Raw genomic sequence first — 20,109 nt, forward strand, 5'->3', positions numbered from 1 at the left:
TGGGCGATCAGCCCTTGAGCGCGTCGATCAGTTGCGCCAGCCACGGCTCGGCATCGGTTTCCGGCGTGACGCTTTCGCTGGCGTCGATGCGCAACATTTCCTGCACCTCGTTCACGCTCAGTTCGGCAAACAATTCTCGCAGCTGTTCACCGCCGCCGCAGAAGGTGTCGCCGTAGCTGGCATCACCGAGCGCGATCACCGCGCCGGGCAGGCCGCGCAAGGTAGCTGGCAACTGATCGCGCAAAGCTGAATACAAAGGTTGCAAGTTGTCCGGCAGCTCGCCCATGCCCGTGGTCGAAGTCACAGCGAGAAGGGCCTCCGGGCCGAACGCCTGAATATCGGCCAATGTGGCGCGGGAGTTGTAGAAGGTTTCGAAGCCGGCGGCTTTCAGCAGGTTCTGGGCGTGGCGGGCGACTTCTTCGGCGGTGCCGTAGACGGAACCTGAGAGGATGGCGACTTTCATCAATCTGATCCTGGAACTGAAAAAAAGAGCCGCGATAGTAACAGCCCACGCTGCGATGTTGCGATTCGCTCTCAATGGAGGGTGCTGGCCTATAGACAGTCCGCGGCTTTCTTCTAGAATGCCTGCCACTGACACAACGGAAGGGATTCTCGGATGATCAACGCCAGCCTGCTGCAAATGGTGATCAATGCGTCGAATGACGGAATCGTGGTCGCTGAAAAGGAAGGCGAGCAGGACAACATCCTTATTTACGTCAACCCTGCCTTTGAGCGCATGACCGGTTACAGCAGTGAGGAGATCCTCTACCAGGACTGTCGTTTTTTGCAGGCTGGAGACCGTGATCAACCAAGCCTGCAGCTGATTCGCGAGACATTGCGTGAAGGCGGTCGCTGCCGGGAAATCCTGCGCAACTATCGCAAGGATGGCACGCCGTTCTGGAACGAATTGTCATTGTCGACGATAAAAAATGCCGATGACGGACAGACCTATTTCATCGGCGTGCAGAAGGATGTGACGGTTCAGGTCAAGGCGCAGCAGCGGGTTGCGCAGCTGGAAGCACAAGTGGCGGCGCTGCAAAGCGAGTTGGCAGCACTCAAAGCGACGAACGGCGCAAACAAAACCGCGAACTGATGGTCATTAACTACAATCACCAATGACTTTGTAACTATTCACTTCGAGTTAACCATGCAGCGCGACGCCCTCCTCACCCAGGACGAGCTGGATTTCATCCAGACCATGCAGCACAACCCGCAATTGAATGTGCGGGATGCGACGTCGAGTCTGCTGGTTAATGGCGGTTCGCAAATCCGCGATCTGCTGACACGTCTGGCTGCTCATGAACAAGTGACGATCCAGGCCAATTTCGAAAATCAGCAGATGACCTTCCCGCTGCATCTGGTTGAAGACGAGTTCCACGCGCTGCATCTGCGTCTCGGTGTGCCGAGCATCTACGAAGACGGCCCGATGGTGCGCCCATGGCGCCTTCTACTGGAAGAGCCGGTGGCACTGGAAAATGCCAAAGGCCAGCCCGGCACGCTGTGGGTGCATGAGGTATCTCATAAAGGCGTGTTGCTGGAAGTGCGCAACAAGACCAAGCCACCAAAGCATTTCGCCCTGTGGTTCAGCCCTTCCGGTTATGAGCGGATATCCCTGCGCGGCCATTTCGAACGGGAAACCGAGCAAGGTTTCTTCGCTTACGAACTGAGCCAGACCGATGCCGACGAAACCGAGCGCCTGCGCCAGTTCATCCTGCAACAACATCGCCTGACTCACCCCGCCCTGCACGCCTGAGTTTCAGGTATCCAGTTTGCCTGCCATGAATTGCTTCATGCGCTGACGCATGGTCGCGCCCTCGTTACCAAGACAGGCCACCGATGAGCCGGCCAGGCTGTCCTCAGCCAAATCCGAGGCATCGCCGGCCAGCATCAATTGGCAGTCGAGGCTCATCGCCAGACGATTCAGGCGTCGCGGCAGTTCCGGCCCCGGGGCATGATTGGAAAACAGCACAAGCGCCGCAGGTTTGACCTTTTCACAAACCAGGGTCAGCTCGTCGAAGGGTTGGCCGGTGGTCAGCACCCGTACACCGGAATCGTTGCCGCTGAGAAACAGCGCCGCCACCAGTAACTCAAGTTCACGACACTGCCCGGCGAGCGCACTGACGATGATTCGACGCGGTTGCGCGCCACGCAGCATGACGATGCGCTGCAATACGCGCGCCCTGAGAAAACCATCGAAAAACAACCATTCGCTGGTCTGCCCGAACGCGTCCTGGCGCTGAAGCAGTTGCCGCCACAACGGCAGGATGATGGCTTCGAACACAACCGGCAGCGTGTACGACGAAAAAATCTGCCCGTAGACACGATCCAGTTGCTGGTCGTCGAACGCACTCACCGCCTGCTGAATCTGCTCCTGCCATTGCTTGTAATCGGCCTGCACATGGTCATCAGGAATAAAATTCGCCAGAACCTTCGCAGGTTCAGTCTTCGCCAGAATCTTGCCGACTTTACTTACCGCCACGCCACGATCGATCCAGTCGACAATGCTGCGAACGCGCTCAATGTCGTTCATTGAATACAGACGATGCCCGCTTTCGGTGCGGGTCGGCTGGATCAATCCGTAGCGGCGTTCCCAGGCACGCAAGGTCACCGGGTTGACACCGGTCAACCGCGCCACCTCGCGGATGGGAAACAGCTCTTCGCGATCGAGCGCGCCGGGGGCTGTCGAAGCCGGGCGAGTGTCCGTGATTACAGGCATCTGCGGTCAACGTCCATGTCGGTGAATTGGATCCCATTCTAAACATGATGGGGCGCAAACGTCCAAGCAATGATCTACGACGAATGTGGCTGGTTTAATCGACAAAATCAGGAATAATCCTTGCTTGTTACAAAGCGCAGGCCTCTACCCCGGCCCGCGTCAGGCGAGACTCTTACCCGGAGCGCCGCACTCGAAATACGGAGATACAAAATGTCTACTTCCCCCGTCACGCTGATGGTAGCGCGTCGCGTCGCCGATGGCCGTTATCACGATCTGATCGCCTGGCTGCGCGAAGGCGAACAATTGGCAACCGACTTCCCCGGCTATTTGGGCTCCGGCGTGCTTGCGCCGCCGCCAGGCGACAACGAATTCCAGATCATTTTCCGCTTTGTCGATGAGCAGACGCTGCATGCGTGGGAGTACTCGGCATCGCGCACAGCCTGGCTGAACCGTGGCAGCGATCTGTTCGAGCATCCCAAAGAACATCGGGTCAGTGGCATTGAAGGCTGGTTCGGTGCGGCCGGGCAACGCCCACCGCGTTGGAAGCAAGCCGTGGCGATCTGGCTGGCGTTTTTCCCGGTGTCGCTTATTTTCAACTTTATCCTCGGCCCGCTGCTGGCTGAGTTGAGCCTGTTGCCGCGGATATTGATCGGCACGGCGTGCCTGACACCGCTGATGGTGTATTTTTTCATCCCCTTATCGACGCGGCTGCTGGCGAACTGGTTGAACAGCCCACCGACGCGGCCACTGGCGGCTACACCGTCGGCGCAGAATCGCTGATCTCCAGCGGGCGGCGAGCCTGTTATAGTTTTCGCTTCAACCGCGAAGCGAGCCGCCCATGCCAGATTCCGCAGCCCCGATCCTCATCACCGGCGCCGGTCAGCGGGTCGGCCTGCACTGTGCGCAGCGCTTGCTCGAAGATGGCCATCGAGTCATCTTCACGTACCGAACCGAACGCCCCGGCGTGCAGCAATTGCGCGATCTGGGCGCGACAGGTCTGTACGCGGACTTTTCCAGCGAGGCCGGGATTCTGGCTTTTATCGATGCACTTAAAGCCCACACCGACAGTTTGCGCGCGATCGTGCACAACGCTTCTGAATGGCTGGCGGAAACTCCGGGCAGCGAAGCTGAAGCCTTCAACCGCATGTTCAGTATCCACCTGCTCGCGCCCTACTTGATCAACCTGCACTGCGCTGAGTTGCTGCAGCGTTCGGCGCCAGCCGACATCGTTCACATCAGCGACGACGTCACCCGCAAGGGCAGCAGCAAGCACATTGGTTATTGCGCCAGCAAGGCGGGGCTCGACAGCCTTACCCTGTCGTTCGCCGCGCGCTTTGCGCCCGCCATCAAGGTCAATGGCATTGCTCCGGCGCTGCTGTTGTTCAACCCCGACGATGACGCCGCTTACCGTGCCAGGGCGCTGGCCAAATCCGCGCTGGGCATCGAACCCGGCAGCGAGGTGATCTATCAAAGCCTGCGCTATCTGCTCGACAATCCTTATGTCACCGGCACAACCCTGACCCTCAACGGCGGCCGGCACGTCAAATAGGCCGTCCCGCTTCGGCTGCGAGTCGAGTAATATCCACCAGAACGCCTGCAATAGACTGGACGGAGCAAATCAATGCCACAACTTCAACCGGGAATGGCGCGCATCCGGGTCAAGGATCTGCGCTTGCGCACGTTTATCGGCATCAACGAGGATGAAATCCTCAACAAGCAGGACGTGCTGATTAACCTGACCATCCTGTACGCGGCGCAAGAAGCCGTGCGTGACAACGACATCGACCACGCGCTCAATTACCGCACCATCACCAAAGCGATCATCGCTCATGTCGAGGGCAACCGCTTCGCGCTGCTCGAACGCCTGACGCAAGAATTGCTCGATCTGGTGATGACCAATGCATCGGTGCTGTACGCCGAAGTCGAAGTCGACAAGCCGCACGCGCTGCGCTTCGCCGAGTCGGTATCGATTACGCTCGCGGCGAGCCGCTAGCTTCAAGCTTCAAGCTTCAAGCTTCAAGCTTCAAGCTTCAAGCTTCAAACGGTAAGCTAACAGCCGACCCCGATCCATCTTGCAGCTTGCAGCTTGCCGCTTGAAGCTGTCTCGAAGAGACCCCTCATGACCGATCAACAACGCCTGGAACTCGAAGCCGCCGCCTTCCGCCGACTCGTCGCTCACCTCGACAGCCGCAAGGACGTGCAGAACATCGACCTGATGAACCTCGCCGGGTTCTGCCGCAACTGCCTGTCCAAGTGGTACAAGGCCGAGGCCGACCAACGCCAGATCGAGGTCAGCCTCGATGATGCCCGGGAAGTGGTGTATGGCATGCCCTACGCCGAGTGGAAGGCCCAATACCAGCAAGAAGCCAGCGCCGAGCAGCAAGCAGCGTTTGCCAAAGGAAAACCCAATGACTGATCTGAACACCCTGCGCGCCAGCCTCAAGAGCGGCGAGCATGCTTTCGCCGACACCCTGGCGTTCATCGCCGCCGGTTACGACTACCAGCCGCAAGCGTTCAACAACGGCGGCGTGGAAAACGCTGCCGGGCAGAACGAAGGCTCGTGCAAGACGCTGGGTCTGGCCCTGCTCGAAGGTTTGAGCGATGAAGAAGCGCTGCTGGCGTTCGGCGAGCATTACCGCTCGGTGCTGGCGACCCCTGAAGGCAGCGATCACGGCAATATCCGCGCGTTGATCAAGCACGGCCTGGCCGGGGTTAAATTCAGCGCACAACCGCTGAACCGCCGCTGCCCCCAATAGCCACACCTACCCACTGTGGGAGCGAGCCTGCTCGCGAAGACGGACTGACATTCAACGTTGATGTCGACTGATACCCCGCTTTCGCGAGCAGGCTCGCTCCCATACTGGATGCGTGGCGGCTGCGAATCTCGGGCACAAAAAACCGGCCAATCTCTGGCCGGTTTTTTTGTGCCCTGCGGTCTTAGAACGTGGCGTTCTGCAGGCCGTCCAGGTAACGCTCGGTGTCCAGTGCCGCCATGCAACCGGCGCCGGCCGAGGTGATGGCCTGACGGTAAACGTGGTCAGCCACGTCACCGGCAGCGAAAATGCCTTCTACGCTGGTGGCCGTCGCGTTGCCTTCACGGCCGCCCTGCACCACCAGGTAACCGTCTTTCAGGGTCAACTGGCCTTCGAACAGGGAAGTGTTCGGGGTGTGGCCGATGGCGATGAACACGCCGTCGACTTTGATTTCGTCGAAGCTGCCATCGTTATTGCGCAGACGCGCACCGGTGACGCCCATGTTGTCGCCGAGGACTTCGTCCAGGTTGGCGTTCAACTTGAGGATGATCTTGCCTTCAGCCACACGGGCGTTGAGCTTGTCGATCAGGATCTTCTCGGCGCGGAAAGTTTCGCGACGGTGGATCAGAGTCACGGTGCTGGCGATGTTGGCCAGGTACAGCGCTTCTTCGACAGCAGTGTTGCCACCGCCAACCACGGCGACCGGCTTGTTGCGGTAGAAGAAACCGTCGCAGGTCGCGCAGGCCGAAACACCTTTACCCATGAACGCTTCTTCCGAAGGCAGGCCCAGGTAACGGGCGCTGGCACCGGTGGCGATGATCAGTGCATCGCAGGTATAGACGGCGCTGTCACCGGTCAGGGTGTACGGCTTGGCAGCGAAGTCCACGGCGTTGATGTGGTCGAAGACGATCTCGGTTTCAAAACGCTCGGCGTGCTCGCGCATGCGCTCCATCAGCACCGGCCCGGTCAGGCCGTGCACATCACCCGGCCAGTTGTCGACTTCGGTGGTGGTGGTCAGTTGACCGCCGGCCTGCATGCCGGTGATCAGCAGTGGCTTGAGGTTGGCGCGGGCCGCGTAGACCGCAGCGCTGTAACCGGCAGGGCCGGAACCGAGAATGATCACTCGCGAATGACGGACTTCAGACATAAATCTGCTCCTGTTGGCCGGCCATGAAAAATCTGGCGCGGACGCCGGACGGCCGGCGGAATAAAAAAGGACCGTGGACACCTTGGGGAAGGCTTGAACTCGACAGTCCTGTAAAAAGTTGGGTGCAGCGTATCGAGGGGGGCAAGATTAAGGAAATACGGTTTAACAATCCAGCTCATAGGTGGTCTCTATGCCGAGACGCTGACGACATAGACCTCTTTGTTACAGTGAATGTCGATTGCCCTGCCGCGCTTTCGCCGCTGGGGCAAAGCCGGTAACGTCGGCGCGTTTTCCCTTGCTTCGGAGCACCTTATGCCCGCCCCTGTTCTGTCAGGCCCGCAATACCTGCGCGAAGGCCTCAAATTGGTCCTGAGCCCTGGCCTGCGCCTGTTCGTGTTGTTGCCGCTGGCGATCAACCTGGTGCTGTTCGTCGGATTGATCTATCTGGCCGGCCACCAGTTCAGCCTGTGGGTCGACACACTGATGCCGTCGTTGCCTGAATGGCTGAGTTTCCTAAGCTATATCCTCTGGCCGCTGTTCGTGGTCCTCGTGGCCTTGATGGTGTTTTTCACCTTCACCATGCTCGCCAACATTATTGCCGCACCGTTCAACGGCTTCCTCGCGGAAAAAGTCGAAGTGGTGGTGCGCGGCACCGATGATTTCCCGGCGTTCAGTTGGGGCGAACTGATCGCGATGATCCCGCGCACCCTCGCCCGGGAAATGCGCAAGCTCGGCTACTTCTTGCCGCGCGCCATCGGCCTGTTCATCCTCTCCTTCATCCCGGTGGTGAATATTGTCGCCGCGCCGTTATGGCTGCTGTTCGGTGTGTGGATGATGGCCATCCAGTACATCGACTACCCGGCGGACAACCACAAACTCGGCTGGAACGAGATGCTCGCCTGGTTGCGGCAGAAGCGCTGGCAGAGCATGAGTTTTGGCGGGATCGTTTATCTGGTGCTGCTGATTCCAGTAGTCAATATCCTGATGATGCCAGCGGCGGTGGCCGGGGCTACGCTGTTCTGGGTGCGTGAGCGCGGTGCCGAGAATCTGGTGATTCAACACTGACCGCGTCACAAATCCATCATCCGAACGTCACAACGTCGACATGGCCTCAGCCGACACTGAGGCCATGACGACAGCTCTGCATATCACCCTCATTAGCGAAACCTTCCCTCCGGAAATCAACGGCGTGGCCAATACCCTTGGCCGCTTGTGCGAGGGTCTGCGCGCACGTGGGCATCAGGTGGAGCTGGTGCGTCCGCGCCAGGCCGGCGATCCGCAACGCAGCACAGACGATGCACTGTTGCTGTGTCGCGGATGGCCGTTGCCGGGCTATCCGGGGCTGCAGTGGGGCCAATCGTCGATGCATAAGCTGCTGCGGCGCTGGAAACGCCAACGTCCGGATGTGCTGTACATCGCCACGGAAGGGCCGCTCGGGTTGTCGGCACTGCGTGCGGCACGGCGCCTGGGGATTGCGGTGGTGAGCGGTTTTCACACCAACTTCCAGCAATACACCAGCCAGTACGGCCTCGGCCTGCTGACGCGGATGCTGACCCATTACTTGCGCTGGTTTCACAATCGTTCGGCAATGACTCTAGTGCCGAGCGTCAGTCAGCGCCTGGAGCTGGAGCGGCGGCATTTCGAGCGGCTGGCGTTGTTGTCGCGGGGTGTGGACAGCCAGTTGTTTCATCCGAGCAAACGTCAGAGCGCGTTGCGTGAGCAATGGGGGCTCTCTGATACGGATATCGCGGTTATCCACGTAGGAAGGCTCGCCCCGGAGAAGAATCTGGGGCTGCTCAAACGCTGCTTTGACACCCTGCGGGAAACTTATCCACAGCGCCATCTGAAGCTGATTGTGGTCGGAGATGGCCCGCAACGTTCAACGCTGGAAAAAGAGATGCCGGAGGCGATTTTCTGCGGAGCACAGCGCGGGGAAGCGCTGGCAGCGCACTACGCCTCAGGGGATCTGTTCGTATTTCCCAGCCTCACCGAGACCTTCGGCAATGTGGTGCTGGAAGCCCTGGCTTCGGGACTCGGCGTTGTTGCCTATGATCAGGCAGCGGCGGCGCAGCATATTCGCCACGGCTACAACGGCGTGTCAGCCATGCCCGGCGATGAGCAGGCGTTTTGCGAAGCGGCGGCATGGTTGCTGGAGGAGGATGAGCGGTTGCGCTGCGTCAGGCTGAATGCGCGGCAGCATGGCAGTCGCCAGGGCTGGGGGGCAATTATCGAGCAGTTCGAGGGGTATTTGCGTGGGGCTTGTGTGGGGGAGCTGGTAGTGACTGGGGCTCAGGCACAACCTTAGATTTTCGGCGACATAGAAACAGCTTTCGCGAGCAGGCTCGCTCCCACATGGGTACTGCATTCTTTCAGATGGAATGCGGTCGAAGGTGGGAGTGAGCCTGCTCGCGAATGGTTCGAAATGGCGCCGCTTAAACCAGCGTCATCAACGCCTCACGACTAAACGGCAGAATATCCTGTTCACGCCCGTCACGGACTTTCTGCGCCCAATCCGGATCGACCAGCAACGCGCGGCCCACTGCTACCAGGTCGAACTCTTCTTTGTTCAGACGCTCCAGCAGATTCTCCAGGCTGGCCGGTTGCGCGACCTTGTCGGTGTTGACCATGAACTGCAGGAACTCGCCGTCCAGGCCGACGCTGCCGACGGTGATGGTCGGTTTGCCGGTCAGCTTGCGGGTCCAGCCAGCAAGGTTCAGGTCGGAACCGTCAAACTCCGGCTCCCAGAAGCGGCGGGTCGAGCAGTGGAAAATGTCCACGCCGGCGTCAGACAGCGGCTTGAGAAACTCGCCCAGCGCTTCGGGGGTTTGCACCAGACGCGCGGTGTAATCCTGCTGTTTCCATTGCGAGAAGCGGAAAATGATCGGGAAGCCTTCACCGACCGCCGCGCGCACTGCTTGAATCAATTCGATGGCAAAACGCGAACGATTGGCCAGGCTGCCACCGTATTCATCGGTGCGCTGATTGCTGCCTTCCCAGAAGAACTGGTCGATCAGATAGCCGTGAGCGCCGTGGATTTCCACGCCATCCATGCCGATGCTCTGCGCATCTTTGGCAGCCTGGGCGAACGCAGCGATCACGTCCTGGATGTCCTGTTTGGTCATGCCGTGAACCACGACCTGACCGTCCTTGAGTTTTTCCGACGGACCGTAGCCCGGCACGCTGGCGTCCGGCTCGGTGCCGAGGCGGCGTACGCTGCCGACATGCCACAGTTGCGGGACGATCTTGCCGCCCTCGGCGTGCACGGCGTCGACAACTTTTTTCCAGCCCGCGAGTGGCGCTTCACCGAAAAACTGCGGCACATTTGGATAGCCATTGGACGCGATGTGGCCGACCGTGGTGCCTTCGGTGATGATCAGACCAACCCCAGCGGCCGCACGACGACGGTAGTATTCAATGACTTTAGAATTCGGCACACCGCCCGGCGAGAATGAGCGGGTCATTGGCGCCATGACCACGCGGGTCGGCAATTCGAGGGCACCGAGGTGGAAAGGTTTGAACAGGGCTTGAACGGACATCGAGAGGCTCCACGAAAACATTGGCGACGAACATTGATCGATATGACGGCGATAATATCCGGCAGGCCATCCCCGTGACAGCACTATTGATCAGAATGATTAAGGGTCAAAAGGCAGGTAAAAAAATCGCAGCTCAACGCTGCGATTTTCTGATTCAGGCTAAGGCTTTTTCGATCGCGGCGATCACTGTCGGATCATCCGGCGCCGTGCGCGGCGAGAACCGCGCCAGTACCCGGCCGTCCTTGCCTAGCAGAAACTTTTCGAAGTTCCAGGTGATGTCGCCGGGAAACTCGGCGCCTTCGCCCGCCAGCAGGCGATACAACTGATGCCGTTCGTGGCCGTTGACTTCGAGCTTGCTCGACAACGGAAAGGTCACGCCATAGTTGAGGCTGCAAAACTCCTGGATTTCTTTCTCCGAGCCCGGTTCCTGGCCGGCAAACTGGTTGCAAGGCAAGCCCAGCACAGTGAAGCCCTTCTCTTTAAATTGCTGGTACAGGTTTTCCAGTGCCGCGTACTGGGGGGTCAAGCCGCATTTGGAGGCCACGTTGACCACCAGCACGACTTGGCCCTTGAACGGCGCCAGCGGTAGCTCCTGACCATCCAGGGCTGTCAACTTAAGGTCGTGAAAAGCACTCATGCCGAACTCCAGGATTCTCGTGTTCTACTCGAAACAGCCACTTGGCGAGGCCACCAAGGACAGCCGCGGACTAAAAAGGCGCCCACAGGCGCCTCTCCAGTACTCGAAGCTTAGCGCAGAAAATCAGTGGTGATGTCCACCTTCGCCATGGACGTGACCATGAGCGATTTCTTCCTGGCTGGCGTCACGGATATCAACGATCTTCACTTCGAAGTTCAGGCGCTGACCGGCCAGAGGGTGGTTGCCATCAACGGTGACGTCGTCGCCGTCCAGATCACGGATGGTGACGATCTGCATCTGGCCGTCCGGCGCCGAAGCGTGGAACTGCATGCCGACTTCCAGCTCGTCGACGCCTTCGAACATGCTGCGGCTCAGGGTGCTGACCAGCTCGGCGGCGTATTCGCCGTAAGCATCTTCCGGCTCAACGGCTACTTTCAGCTCGTCACCGACGGCTTTGCCTTCCAGGGCTTTTTCCAGGCCCGGGATGATGTTGCCTGCGCCTTGCAGGTAAACCAGCGGAGCGCCGCCGGCGGAGCTGTCGATGACCTCACCAGCGTCGTTGGTCAGGGTATAGTCGATGGAGACAGCCTTATTGGCGGCGATCAGCATGGGGCGAGACCTTTTGCATAAGAATATAGAAAGGCCAAGTTTAGCGAAGCAATCGCGTGAAAGCGACCACAACCCGGACAAACGGGTTTCGACGATCACCGGCTTCCATCAGGACGAAGACGGCCATTGGGTGGTCGAGCTTTCCTGTGGTCACACCCAGCACCTGCGCCATCAGCCGCCGTGGCAAACCCGCGCCTGGGTCCTGGATCCGGCGCAACGTATTGAAAAAACAGGTCAACCCTTTGCCTGCGGTTGGTGTGCACAAGGCTCGGTTAGCGCTAACCTTGGCGACTGAATTTCGGTAGTCGGCCAGACATAGGCTGACACCCTTGCATAGAGAATTCCCATGCAAACTTTTTTTATCGCCCCCACCGATTTTGGCGTGGGTCTGACCTCCATCAGCCTCGGGCTGGTGCGCACGCTTGAACGCGCCGGGCTGAAAGTCGGCTTCTTCAAACCGATCGCCCAGCCACATCCGGGCGACACTGGCCCTGAGCGATCCACCGAACTGGTGGCGCGCACCCACGGCCTGAAGCCGCCGCAGCCGTTGGGGCTGGCGCACGTCGAGCGCATGCTCGGCGACGGTCAGCTCGACGAACTGCTCGAAGAAATCATCACGTTGTATCAACAGGCCGCCGTCGGCAAAGACGTGCTGGTAGTCGAAGGCATGGTGCCGACCCGTAGCGCCAGTTACGCCGCGCGGGTCAATCTGCACTTGGCCAAAAGCCTCGATGCCGAGGTGATTCTGGTCTCGGCGCCGGAAAACGAAGTGCTCGCCGAGCTTTCTGGCCGTGTCGAGCTTCAAGCGCAATTATTCGGTGGCCCGAAAGACCCGAAAGTACTCGGGGTGATCCTCAACAAGGTCAAGACCGACGAGAGCATGGAGGCCTTCGCCACGCGGCTGAAGGAGCATTCGCCGTTGTTGCGTAGCGGTGATTTCCGCTTGCTTGGCTGCATCCCGTTTCAGCCGGAACTCAACGCGCCGCGCACGCGCGACGTCGCCGACCTGATGGGCGCGCAAGTGCTCAACGCGGGCGACTACGAAACCCGGCGCATGAGCAACATCATCATTTGCGCACGGACCATGCGCAACACCGTCGAGCTGCTCAAGCCCGGTGTGCTGGTGGTGACGCCGGGCGATCGCGACGACATCATCCTCGCCGTCAGCCTCGCAGCGATCAACGGCGTGCCGCTGGCGGGCCTGCTGCTGACCAGCGACACCCTGCCCGACCCGCGCATCATGGACCTGTGCCGGGGCGCGTTGCAGGCCGGTTTGCCGGTGTTGTCGGTAAGCACTGGCTCGTACGACACCGCCAACCAGCTCAATGGCTTGAACAAGGAAATCCCCATCGATGACCGCGAGCGCGCGGAGATCATCACCGATTTCGTCGCCAGCCACCTCGACGCCAACTGGCTGCACCAGCGCTGCGGCACCCCACGGGAGATGCGCCTGTCACCGGCAGTGTTCCGCTATCAATTGATCCAGCGCGCGCAAGCGGCGAACAAGCGCATCGTCCTGCCTGAAGGCAGCGAGCCGTTGACCGTGCAAGCAGCGGCGATCTGCCAGGAACGCGGGATCGCCCGCTGCGTATTGCTGGCTAAACCCGCGGACGTCGAAGCGGTCGCCCGCGCCCAAGGGATCGTGCTGCCGCCGGGTCTGGAAATTCTCGACCCGGACCATATCCGTGAGCGTTACGTCGAACCGATGGTCGCCCTGCGCAAAAGCAAAAGCCTCAATGCACCAATGGCCGAGCAGCAACTGGAAGACACCGTGGTGATCGGCACCATGATGCTTGCGCTGGACGAGGTCGACGGCTTGGTCTCGGGTGTGATCAATACCACCGCCAATACCATCCGCCCGGCCTTGCAACTGATCAAGACCGCGCCAGGCTGCACGCTGGTGTCGTCGGTATTCTTCATGCTGTTCCCGGAAGAAGTGCTGGTCTACGGCGACTGCGTGATGAACCCGCACCCAAGCGCTGCCGAACTGGCCGAAATCGCCCTGCAAAGCGCCGACTCGGCGGCCGCATTCGGCATCAACCCACGGGTGGCGATGATCAGCTATTCCAGCGGCGAATCGGCGACTGGCGAGGAAGTCGAAAAAGTCCGCGAAGCCACCCTGCTCGCCCACGAACAACAGCACTCGCTCTTGATCGACGGCCCGCTGCAATACGACGCCGCCGCCAACGCCGATGTCGCCCGGCAACTGGCGCCGAACAGCCAGGTCGCCGGGCGAGCCACAGTGTTTGTATTCCCCGATCTGAACACCGGCAACACCACGTACAAAGCCGTACAACGCAGCGCCGATTGCGTCAGCCTCGGGCCGATGCTGCAAGGCCTGCGCAAACCGGTGAACGACCTGCCGCGCGGCGCGCAGGTCGATGACATCGTCTACACCATCGCGCTCACCGCGATTCAAGCCGCCAACCGACCTATGGATGTGTAAATGCTGGATTTTCTACCCGCACCCGTGCGCGGCGTGATCGCCTCGCTGCTGTTGGCGCTCAACACGATTCTGCTCTGCTCGTTCCTGTTCTGCGTGGCGCTGGTCAAGGCCCTGCCGTTTGCCTTTACCCAGCGCATTGCCGGTTGGCTGATGAGCCACACCCACGAGGCGTGGATCAGCAACAACAAGGGCTGGATGAATCTGGTACGGCGAACCCGCTGGCACCTCAGTGGCCTGCAGGGCCTCGACTATCAGCACTCGTACCTGATCACCAGCAACCACCAGAGCTGGGTGGATATCCTGGTGCTGCAATACGTGCTCAACCGCAAGATCCAACCGCTGAAGTTTTTCCTCAAGCAGGAGCTGATCTGGGTGCCGGTAATTGGCCTGGCCTGGTGGGCGCTGGGCTTTCCGTTCATGAAGCGCTACTCCAAGGCGTATCTGGAAAAACACCCGGAGAAAAAAGGCAAGGACCTGGAAACCACGCGCAAGACCTGCGCGAAGTTTCGCCATAACCCGGTGGGGATTTTCAACTTTGTCGAAGGCACGCGGTTCACCGAAGGCAAGCATGCGCAGCAGCAGTCACCGTTCAAATACCTGCTCAAACCGAAGGCTGGCGGCATTGCGTTTGTACTGGATGCGATGGGCGAGCAACTGGAGTCGATCGTTAACGTGACGATTCACTACCCGGCCGGGCGTCCGGGGTTCTGGGACTTGCTCTGCGGCAATGTGCGCGATGTGGTGGTGCACTTTGAAGAAATCAAAATTCCGCCGGCCTTCATCGGCAAGAACTACGACCAGGACGGCGAGTACCGCTTGCAGTTTCAGGGCTGGATCAACCAGCTGTGGCTGGACAAGGATGCGTTGCTGGAGCAGATGCACCGCGAATATCCCCCCAAACACTGACCCCTGTGGGAGTGAGCCTGCTCGCTCCCACAGTTGATCGTTCCCACGCTCCGCGTGGGAATGCGCCCGGGACGCTCCGCGTCCCTGCCGAAGCGGACGCGGAGCGTCCAATGAGGCATTCCCACGCGGAGCGTGGGAACGATCACCTAGCACAAAAAAAGCCCGCCGATGATCACTCATCGACGGGCTTTTTCTTTCCGCTTGCAGCTAAAAGCTTGCCGCTGCTTCTGCCTTAGATCGCGCCACGCTGACGCAACAACTCCAGCACTTGCTTGACGCTTTCTTCCAGGCTCAGCGACTGCGTGTCGATCACCAGGTCGGCATTGAGCGGCACATCGTACGGGAAGGATTCGCCCGGGATGTTGTCGCCGCCAGCGGCGTACAGACCTTGCGGATCACGCTCGGCGCACACGGTCGGCGAGGCCTGCACGTAGACCGTCAGCAAGCGATCCTTGCCGATCAGTTCCTTGGCCTGCTCGCGACCCTCGGCACTTGGCGCAACGAACGCGGCCAATGTCAGCAGCCCTGCTTCGTTGAACTGACGCGCCACGTGCGCGGCACGACGCCAGTTTTCGGTGCGCCCGGCGCGATCCTGCGGCAGACCTTTGTTCAGATCGTGACGCAGGTTCTGGCCGTCGAGCACAAACACCGCGCGGCCCATGTCGAACAGCTTGCGCTCGACCGCGTATGCCAGAGTGCTTTTGCCCGCGCCCGACAGACCGCTGAACAGCACGGTAGCCGGTTGCTGGCCGAAGCGCTGGGCACGTTCTTCAGTCGCCACGTGGGCCAGTTTGCCGTGGTGGGTGGCGGTGCCATGCGTTACAGGCTGAGCGACGATCATGCCGGCGCCAACGGTGCCGTTGGTCAGGCGATCGATGACGATGAATGCGCCGGTGGTGCGGTTGCTGTCGTAACCGTCGAGGGCGATCGGCGCGTCGAGCGCGATCTTCACCTTGCCGATTTCGTTGAGCTGCAACGCGCTCGCCGGGCCTTCTTCCAGAGTGTTCACGTCTACCTTGTTGACGATGCTGGCGATCGAGCCCGGCACGTAACTGGTGGCGCGTTTGATGTCGTATTTCTTGCCCGGCAGCATCGGCTCTTCAGCCATCCACACCAGCATCGCTTCGAAGCTGTCGGTGACCGGTGGCACGTTGTCGGCATGCACCAACAGGTCGCCACGGGAGATGTCGATTTCGTCTTCCATGGTCAGCGTCACCGCTTGACCTGGGCCGGCGTGCTCGAGCTCACCTTCGAAAGTGACGATGGATTTCACCCGGCTGCTCTTGCCCGACGGCAGCACTACGACTTCGTCGCCCTTGTGCACGATGCCGCTGGCCAGCGTACCGGCGAAACCACGGAAGTTCAGGTTCGGACGGTTGACGTATTGCACCGGGAAACGCAGATCGGTGAAGTTGCGATCGCCAGCGACTTCGACAGTCTCGAGGATTTCCATCAGCGACTGGCCGGTGTACCACGGCGAGCGCTCGGACTTGTTCACCACGTTGTCGCCTTTAAGGGCAGACATTGGCACGAAGTGCATGCTGGTCGGCTTCATCTTCAAGCCTTCGGCGAACTTCAGGTAGTCAGCCTTGATCGACTCGAACACGCCTTCGTCGAAGTCCTTCAGGTCCATCTTGTTGATAGCGACGACGATGTGCTTGATCCCCAGCAGGGACGCGATGAAGCTGTGCCGACGGGTCTGGGTCTGCACGCCGTAACGAGCGTCGACCAGAATGATCGCCAGGTCACAGGTGGACGCACCGGTGGCCATGTTGCGGGTGTACTGCTCATGGCCGGGGGTGTCGGCGATGATGAATTTGCGCTTGGCGGTGGAGAAATAGCGGTAGGCGACATCAATGGTGATGCCCTGCTCACGCTCGGCCTGCAGACCGTCGACCAGCAATGCCAAGTCGATGTCGTCACCGGTGGTGCCGGATTTCTTCGAATCGCGGGTGATCGCTTCGAGGTGATCTTCGTAGATCATCTTCGAGTCGTGCAGCAGGCGCCCGATCAGGGTGCTCTTGCCGTCATCGACGTTACCGCAAGTCAAAAAGCGCAGCAGCTCTTTACGTTCGTGCTGGCCCAGGTAGGCGAGGATGTCCTCGCTGATCAAATCAGATGCGTGCGACATGACAGCCCCTTAGAAATAGCCTTGACGTTTTTTGTCTTCCATCGAGCCTGCGCCATCGTGGTCGATGACCCGGCCCTGGCGCTCGGAAGTTCGCGTCAGGAGCATTTCCTGAATGATGTCCGTGAGGCTTTCGGCCTCGGACTCCACCGCGCCTGTCAACGGGTAGCAGCCAAGGGTGCGGAACCGCACTTTCTTTTTCACGATGCGCGCTTTGTCTTCGTCGGACAGGTGCTCGAGGATGCGCTCGTCGTCGATCATGATCAGCGTGCCGTTCTTCTCGATCACTTCGCGTTCGGCAGCAAAATACAGCGGCACGATCGGGATGCCTTCGAGGTAGATGTACTGCCAGATGTCCAGCTCTGTCCAGTTCGACAACGGGAACACACGGATGGATTCGCCCTTGTTGACCTTGCCGTTGTAGACGTTCCACAGCTCGGGGCGCTGGTTTTTCGGGTCCCAGCGGTGCTTGCTGTCGCGGAAGGAGTACACGCGCTCTTTGGCGCGGGATTTCTCTTCATCGCGACGGGCGCCGCCGAAGGCTGCGTCGAAACCATGCTTGTCGAGTGCCTGTTTCAGGCCTTCGGTTTTCATGATGTCGGTGTGCTTGGCGCTGCCGTGGGTGAACGGGTTGATGTTCTGCGCCACGCCATCGGGGTTGATATGGGTGATGAGGTCCAGGCCCAAGTCTTCGACCATCTTGTCGCGGAACTTGTACATCTCCTGGAATTTCCAGCGGGTGTCGACGTGCATCACCGGAAACGGCAGTTTGCCCGGGAAGAACGCCTTGCGTGCCAGGTGCAGCATCACGGCGGAGTCTTTACCGATGGAGTACAGCATCACCGGGTTGTCGAACTCGGCGGCCACCTCGCGGATGATGTGGATGCTTTCCGCCTCCAGCTGTTTCAGATGCGTCAGTTTGTCGACCATGGCTACTCACGAAAGCTTTCTTATGAACGGCCAGCGGGCCGTGTTCGAGCGGGGAATCCTAGCACAGCGACCTCTTCTAATCAGGACGCCAACTAGATCGAAAGGGTATATCAATATGCCTGCCAGTTAGGCCGAACAGCTGCTTTTCCTGTGGGAGGGGGCTTGCTCCCGAAAGCGTTGTGTCATTCGAAATCATCGTCGAATGACACACCGTTTTCGGGAGCAAGCCCCCTCCCACATTGGAGAGATGTTTAACCTCAGATCGGATTCGGGCAATCGATGAAGATGTGCTCCAGGGCAAAACGCTTCGCCAGATACTCACCCAGCGCCTGCACGCCATAGCGTTCGGTGGCGTGATGGCCGGCGGCGATGAAGCTGATGTCGTTTTCCCGCGCGCTGTGGAAAGTCTGCTCGGAGGCCTCACCGCTGATGAACAGATCGACACCCGCCGCCACGCCCTGATCGATATAACCCTGGCCACCACCGGTGCACCAGCCGACGCGACGGATCATGCCGCTGCCTTCGATCAACAGCGGCTCGCGGCCCATGACCTCCTGCACCTTGCGCGCGAAATCCCGTGCGGTCATTGGCTCATTCAGCGAACCGACCAGCCCGACGACTTTCGGGTTGCTCGGATCCAGCGGACCTTCGACAGTGATGTCGAGCTGACGCGCCAGTTGCACGTTGTTGCCGACGTCCGGGTGCAGATCCAGCGGCAGGTGATAGGCGAGCAGACTGATGTCGTGCTTGAGCAAGGTCTTCAAGCGGCGCTGTTTCATGCCAGTGACGCAGGGGGTTTCGCCTTTCCAGAAATAACCGTGATGGACCAGGATCAGGTCGGCCTCGGCTTCGACGGCGGCATCAAGCAACGCCTGGCTGGCGGTGACGCCACTGACGATGCGCATCACCTGCGGGCGGCCTTCGACCTGTAATCCGTTGGGGCAATAATCGGCGATTTTCGCACTGCCCAGGTAACGGTCGGCTTCTTCGACGAGGGTGCTGAGGGCAACGGCCATGAAAGACTCCTAAATATCCCGTTCAGAGGCACGCGCGGCCTCGTATAATGCGCGACATTATGGGCGGTCTGACCTCGCCTGCAACCTTTCCAGGAACGTGCTTAATGCTCAAGGCGCTGCGTTTTTTCGGCTGGCCGCTGTTGGCCGGTGTGCTTATCGCTCTGTTGATTATTCAGCGTTACCCCGAGTGGGTCGGGCTGCCGAGCCTCGATGTCAATCTGCAACAGGCGCCACAGACAACGATCGTGCAACAGGGCCCGGTGTCCTATGCCGACGCGGTAAGCATCGCCGCGCCGTCGGTGGTCAACCTGTACACCACCAAGGTCATCAACAAACCGGCGCATCCCTTGTTCGAGGATCCACAGTTCCGCCGCTTCTTCGGTGACAACTCGCCGAAACAGAAGCGCATGGAATCGAGCCTCGGTTCCGGGGTGATCATGAGCCCGGAAGGCTACATCCTCACCAACAACCACGTCACCAGCGGCGCCGACCAGATCGTCGTGGCGCTGAAGGATGGCCGCGAAACACTCGCGCGGGTGATTGGCAGCGATCCTGAGACTGACCTTGCGGTCCTGAAAATCGACCTGAAAAACCTGCCGGCAATCACCGTCGGCCGCTCCGACAGCATTCGCATCGGCGACGTCGCGCTGGCCATCGGCAACCCGTTCGGCGTCGGCCAGACCGTGACCATGGGCATTATCAGCGCCACCGGCCGCAATCAGCTGGGGCTGAACAACTACGAAGACTTCATCCAGACCGACGCGGCGATCAACCCGGGTAACTCCGGCGGCGCGCTGGTCGATGCCAACGGCAACCTCACCGGCATCAACACGGCGATCTTTTCCAAATCCGGCGGCTCGCAAGGCATCGGTTTTGCCATCCCGGTGAAACTGGCGATGGAAGTGATGAAATCGATCATCGAGCACGGTCAGGTGATTCGCGGCTGGCTGGGCATTGAAGTGCAGCCGCTGACGCAGGAACTGGCCGAGTCGTTTGGCTTGTCCGGGCGTCCGGGGATTGTCGTCGCCGGGATCTTCCGTGACGGCCCGGCGCAGAAAGCCGGCCTGCAACTGGGCGATGTAATTCTGAGCATCGATGGCGAGCCGGCCGGCGACGGTCGCCGCTCGATGAACCAGGTGGCGCGGATCAAACCGACCGACAAGGTGACGATCCAGGTCATGCGCAACGGCAAAGAGCTGAAGCTGACCGCTGAAATCGGCCTTCGTCCACCACCGGCACCGGTCAAAGAAAAAGAAGAGTAAAAATGTTTTCGCGCCAGCGGCGC

Annotated in this window: 22 protein-coding genes; 13 read left to right on the forward strand and 9 right to left on the reverse strand. The window is 59.9% G+C overall.

The features are described from left to right. Positions 1–7: 7 nt before the first annotated feature. Complete coding sequence (locus ACMYUN_RS10120) at positions 8–463, reverse strand: flavodoxin (RefSeq protein ID WP_129999912.1); 456 nt, start codon at positions 461–463, stop codon at positions 8–10. 153 nt (positions 464–616) lie between these two features. Here ACMYUN_RS10120 and ACMYUN_RS10125 point away from each other — a divergent pair, with 153 nt between their 5' ends. Together ACMYUN_RS10125 and ACMYUN_RS10130 are read left to right on the forward strand one after the other, a co-directional pair. After that, positions 617–1,093 (forward strand): PAS domain-containing protein, encoded by a 477-nt coding sequence (locus ACMYUN_RS10125; RefSeq protein WP_129999913.1) that lies wholly within the window; start codon positions 617–619, stop codon positions 1,091–1,093. 54 nt (positions 1,094–1,147) lie between these two features. Then, on the forward strand, positions 1,148–1,753 hold the full coding sequence (locus ACMYUN_RS10130) for a hypothetical protein (RefSeq protein ID WP_415763620.1): 606 nt from the start codon (positions 1,148–1,150) through the stop codon (positions 1,751–1,753). Positions 1,754–1,756: 3 nt separating this feature from the next. On the opposite strand, the gene ACMYUN_RS10135 is transcribed toward ACMYUN_RS10130, so the two are convergent. Beyond that, positions 1,757–2,716, reverse strand: coding sequence for a MerR family transcriptional regulator (locus tag ACMYUN_RS10135; protein ID WP_129999914.1), 960 nt, complete (start codon positions 2,714–2,716; stop codon positions 1,757–1,759). Positions 2,717–2,926: 210 nt separating this feature from the next. Here ACMYUN_RS10135 and ACMYUN_RS10140 point away from each other — a divergent pair, with 210 nt between their 5' ends. The 5 genes from ACMYUN_RS10140 to ACMYUN_RS10160 all read left to right on the forward strand — a co-directional run bounded on the left by ACMYUN_RS10140 (position 2,927) and on the right by ACMYUN_RS10160 (position 5,472). Then, on the forward strand, positions 2,927–3,496 hold the full coding sequence (locus ACMYUN_RS10140; protein ID WP_039759321.1) for an antibiotic biosynthesis monooxygenase: 570 nt from the start codon (positions 2,927–2,929) through the stop codon (positions 3,494–3,496). A gap of 58 nt (positions 3,497–3,554) precedes the next feature. After that, positions 3,555–4,265, forward strand: a complete 711-nt coding sequence (folM, locus tag ACMYUN_RS10145; protein ID WP_310409011.1) for a dihydromonapterin reductase — start codon at positions 3,555–3,557, stop codon at positions 4,263–4,265. Positions 4,266–4,337: 72 nt separating this feature from the next. Next, positions 4,338–4,709 (forward strand): dihydroneopterin triphosphate 2'-epimerase, encoded by a 372-nt coding sequence (gene folX / locus ACMYUN_RS10150; RefSeq protein ID WP_016771653.1) that lies wholly within the window; start codon positions 4,338–4,340, stop codon positions 4,707–4,709. A gap of 126 nt (positions 4,710–4,835) precedes the next feature. Then, positions 4,836–5,132: a DUF1244 domain-containing protein gene (locus tag ACMYUN_RS10155; RefSeq protein ID WP_056782977.1), complete on the forward strand. Its 297-nt coding sequence runs from the start codon at positions 4,836–4,838 to the stop codon at positions 5,130–5,132. After that, positions 5,125–5,472: a HopJ type III effector protein gene (locus tag ACMYUN_RS10160; RefSeq protein ID WP_415763621.1), complete on the forward strand. Its 348-nt coding sequence runs from the start codon at positions 5,125–5,127 to the stop codon at positions 5,470–5,472. Before ACMYUN_RS10155 ends, ACMYUN_RS10160 begins: the two co-directional genes overlap by 8 nt. A gap of 181 nt (positions 5,473–5,653) precedes the next feature. Here the strand turns inward: ACMYUN_RS10160 and trxB are convergent, their stop codons facing one another. Continuing rightward, positions 5,654–6,616: a thioredoxin-disulfide reductase gene (gene trxB, locus ACMYUN_RS10165; protein ID WP_016771656.1), complete on the reverse strand. Its 963-nt coding sequence runs from the start codon at positions 6,614–6,616 to the stop codon at positions 5,654–5,656. A gap of 312 nt (positions 6,617–6,928) precedes the next feature. On the opposite strand from trxB, the gene cysZ reads away from it, so the two are divergent. After that, positions 6,929–7,681, forward strand: coding sequence for a sulfate transporter CysZ (gene cysZ / locus ACMYUN_RS10170; protein WP_042607646.1), 753 nt, complete (start codon positions 6,929–6,931; stop codon positions 7,679–7,681). 40 nt (positions 7,682–7,721) lie between these two features. Continuing rightward, complete coding sequence (locus ACMYUN_RS10175) at positions 7,722–8,921, forward strand: glycosyltransferase family 4 protein (RefSeq protein WP_039759328.1); 1,200 nt, start codon at positions 7,722–7,724, stop codon at positions 8,919–8,921. 127 nt (positions 8,922–9,048) lie between these two features. On the opposite strand, the gene ACMYUN_RS10180 is transcribed toward ACMYUN_RS10175, so the two are convergent. The 3 genes from ACMYUN_RS10180 to ACMYUN_RS10190 form a co-directional block, all read right to left on the reverse strand. After that, on the reverse strand, positions 9,049–10,152 hold the full coding sequence (locus ACMYUN_RS10180) for an NADH:flavin oxidoreductase (RefSeq protein ID WP_415763622.1): 1,104 nt from the start codon (positions 10,150–10,152) through the stop codon (positions 9,049–9,051). 154 nt (positions 10,153–10,306) lie between these two features. Then, a complete protein-coding gene (locus ACMYUN_RS10185; RefSeq protein ID WP_415763623.1) occupies positions 10,307–10,789 on the reverse strand; it encodes a glutathione peroxidase in 483 nt (160 codons plus the stop codon). Between the two features lie 123 nt (positions 10,790–10,912). Then, entirely contained in the window at positions 10,913–11,398 is a 486-nt protein-coding gene (locus ACMYUN_RS10190) for an FKBP-type peptidyl-prolyl cis-trans isomerase (RefSeq protein WP_016771661.1), read from the reverse strand. Here ACMYUN_RS10190 and ACMYUN_RS10195 point away from each other — a divergent pair. Genes ACMYUN_RS10195 through ACMYUN_RS10205 form a run of 3 tightly spaced genes read left to right on the forward strand, consistent with a single transcriptional unit; the run spans position 11,367 to position 14,750 of the window. Further along, positions 11,367–11,693 (forward strand): DUF3565 domain-containing protein, encoded by a 327-nt coding sequence (locus ACMYUN_RS10195; protein WP_073473919.1) that lies wholly within the window; start codon positions 11,367–11,369, stop codon positions 11,691–11,693. The two genes, ACMYUN_RS10190 and ACMYUN_RS10195, sit on opposite strands and share 32 nt — an antisense overlap. 51 nt (positions 11,694–11,744) lie before the next feature. Next, complete coding sequence (gene pta, locus ACMYUN_RS10200) at positions 11,745–13,844, forward strand: phosphate acetyltransferase (RefSeq protein WP_415763624.1); 2,100 nt, start codon at positions 11,745–11,747, stop codon at positions 13,842–13,844. Beyond that, complete coding sequence (locus tag ACMYUN_RS10205; protein WP_122610824.1) at positions 13,845–14,750, forward strand: acyltransferase; 906 nt, start codon at positions 13,845–13,847, stop codon at positions 14,748–14,750. It begins immediately after the preceding gene. Positions 14,751–14,982: 232 nt separating this feature from the next. Here ACMYUN_RS10205 and cysN read toward each other — a convergent pair whose 3' ends face one another. The 3 genes from cysN to ACMYUN_RS10220 form a co-directional block, all read right to left on the reverse strand. Next, positions 14,983–16,881: a sulfate adenylyltransferase subunit CysN gene (cysN, locus tag ACMYUN_RS10210; protein ID WP_129999918.1), complete on the reverse strand. Its 1,899-nt coding sequence runs from the start codon at positions 16,879–16,881 to the stop codon at positions 14,983–14,985. A 9-nt stretch (positions 16,882–16,890) separates the two neighbouring features. Continuing rightward, on the reverse strand, positions 16,891–17,808 hold the full coding sequence (cysD, locus tag ACMYUN_RS10215; RefSeq protein ID WP_016771664.1) for a sulfate adenylyltransferase subunit CysD: 918 nt from the start codon (positions 17,806–17,808) through the stop codon (positions 16,891–16,893). A 257-nt stretch (positions 17,809–18,065) separates the two neighbouring features. Then, positions 18,066–18,824 carry a Nif3-like dinuclear metal center hexameric protein gene (locus ACMYUN_RS10220; RefSeq protein WP_415763625.1) on the reverse strand — a complete coding sequence of 253 codons (759 nt, stop codon included), beginning with the start codon at positions 18,822–18,824 and terminating at the stop codon, positions 18,066–18,068. A 104-nt stretch (positions 18,825–18,928) separates the two neighbouring features. Here ACMYUN_RS10220 and algW point away from each other — a divergent pair, with 104 nt between their 5' ends. After that, positions 18,929–20,086 carry a Do family serine endopeptidase AlgW gene (algW, locus tag ACMYUN_RS10225; RefSeq protein ID WP_039759347.1) on the forward strand — a complete coding sequence of 386 codons (1,158 nt, stop codon included), beginning with the start codon at positions 18,929–18,931 and terminating at the stop codon, positions 20,084–20,086. Positions 20,087–20,109 lie beyond the last annotated feature (23 nt).

Source organism: Pseudomonas sp. CP4 (assembly GCF_047758505.1).
Taxonomy (GTDB): domain Bacteria; phylum Pseudomonadota; class Gammaproteobacteria; order Pseudomonadales; family Pseudomonadaceae; genus Aquipseudomonas; species Aquipseudomonas fluorescens_AO.

Coding starts and splice junctions, on each gene's coding strand:
- ACMYUN_RS10130 (WP_415763620.1), top strand. CDS start 1,148: ATGCAGCGCGACGCCCTCCTCACCCAGGACGAGCTGGATTTCATCCAG.
- pta (WP_415763624.1), top strand. CDS start 11,745: ATGCAAACTTTTTTTATCGCCCCCACCGATTTTGGCGTGGGTCTGACC.
- ACMYUN_RS10220 (WP_415763625.1), bottom strand. CDS start 18,824: ATGGCCGTTGCCCTCAGCACCCTCGTCGAAGAAGCCGACCGTTACCTG.
- ACMYUN_RS10180 (WP_415763622.1), bottom strand. CDS start 10,152: ATGTCCGTTCAAGCCCTGTTCAAACCTTTCCACCTCGGTGCCCTCGAA.
- cysZ (WP_042607646.1), top strand. CDS start 6,929: ATGCCCGCCCCTGTTCTGTCAGGCCCGCAATACCTGCGCGAAGGCCTC.
- folM (WP_310409011.1), top strand. CDS start 3,555: ATGCCAGATTCCGCAGCCCCGATCCTCATCACCGGCGCCGGTCAGCGG.
- algW (WP_039759347.1), top strand. CDS start 18,929: ATGCTCAAGGCGCTGCGTTTTTTCGGCTGGCCGCTGTTGGCCGGTGTG.
- cysN (WP_129999918.1), bottom strand. CDS start 16,881: ATGTCGCACGCATCTGATTTGATCAGCGAGGACATCCTCGCCTACCTG.
- ACMYUN_RS10125 (WP_129999913.1), top strand. CDS start 617: ATGATCAACGCCAGCCTGCTGCAAATGGTGATCAATGCGTCGAATGAC.
- ACMYUN_RS10190 (WP_016771661.1), bottom strand. CDS start 11,398: ATGCTGATCGCCGCCAATAAGGCTGTCTCCATCGACTATACCCTGACC.
- folX (WP_016771653.1), top strand. CDS start 4,338: ATGCCACAACTTCAACCGGGAATGGCGCGCATCCGGGTCAAGGATCTG.
- ACMYUN_RS10135 (WP_129999914.1), bottom strand. CDS start 2,716: ATGCCTGTAATCACGGACACTCGCCCGGCTTCGACAGCCCCCGGCGCG.
- ACMYUN_RS10175 (WP_039759328.1), top strand. CDS start 7,722: ATGGCCTCAGCCGACACTGAGGCCATGACGACAGCTCTGCATATCACC.
- ACMYUN_RS10120 (WP_129999912.1), bottom strand. CDS start 463: ATGAAAGTCGCCATCCTCTCAGGTTCCGTCTACGGCACCGCCGAAGAA.
- ACMYUN_RS10160 (WP_415763621.1), top strand. CDS start 5,125: ATGACTGATCTGAACACCCTGCGCGCCAGCCTCAAGAGCGGCGAGCAT.
- ACMYUN_RS10185 (WP_415763623.1), bottom strand. CDS start 10,789: ATGAGTGCTTTTCACGACCTTAAGTTGACAGCCCTGGATGGTCAGGAG.
- ACMYUN_RS10155 (WP_056782977.1), top strand. CDS start 4,836: ATGACCGATCAACAACGCCTGGAACTCGAAGCCGCCGCCTTCCGCCGA.
- ACMYUN_RS10195 (WP_073473919.1), top strand. CDS start 11,367: ATGGAGACAGCCTTATTGGCGGCGATCAGCATGGGGCGAGACCTTTTG.
- ACMYUN_RS10205 (WP_122610824.1), top strand. CDS start 13,845: ATGCTGGATTTTCTACCCGCACCCGTGCGCGGCGTGATCGCCTCGCTG.
- ACMYUN_RS10140 (WP_039759321.1), top strand. CDS start 2,927: ATGTCTACTTCCCCCGTCACGCTGATGGTAGCGCGTCGCGTCGCCGAT.
- cysD (WP_016771664.1), bottom strand. CDS start 17,808: ATGGTCGACAAACTGACGCATCTGAAACAGCTGGAGGCGGAAAGCATC.
- trxB (WP_016771656.1), bottom strand. CDS start 6,616: ATGTCTGAAGTCCGTCATTCGCGAGTGATCATTCTCGGTTCCGGCCCT.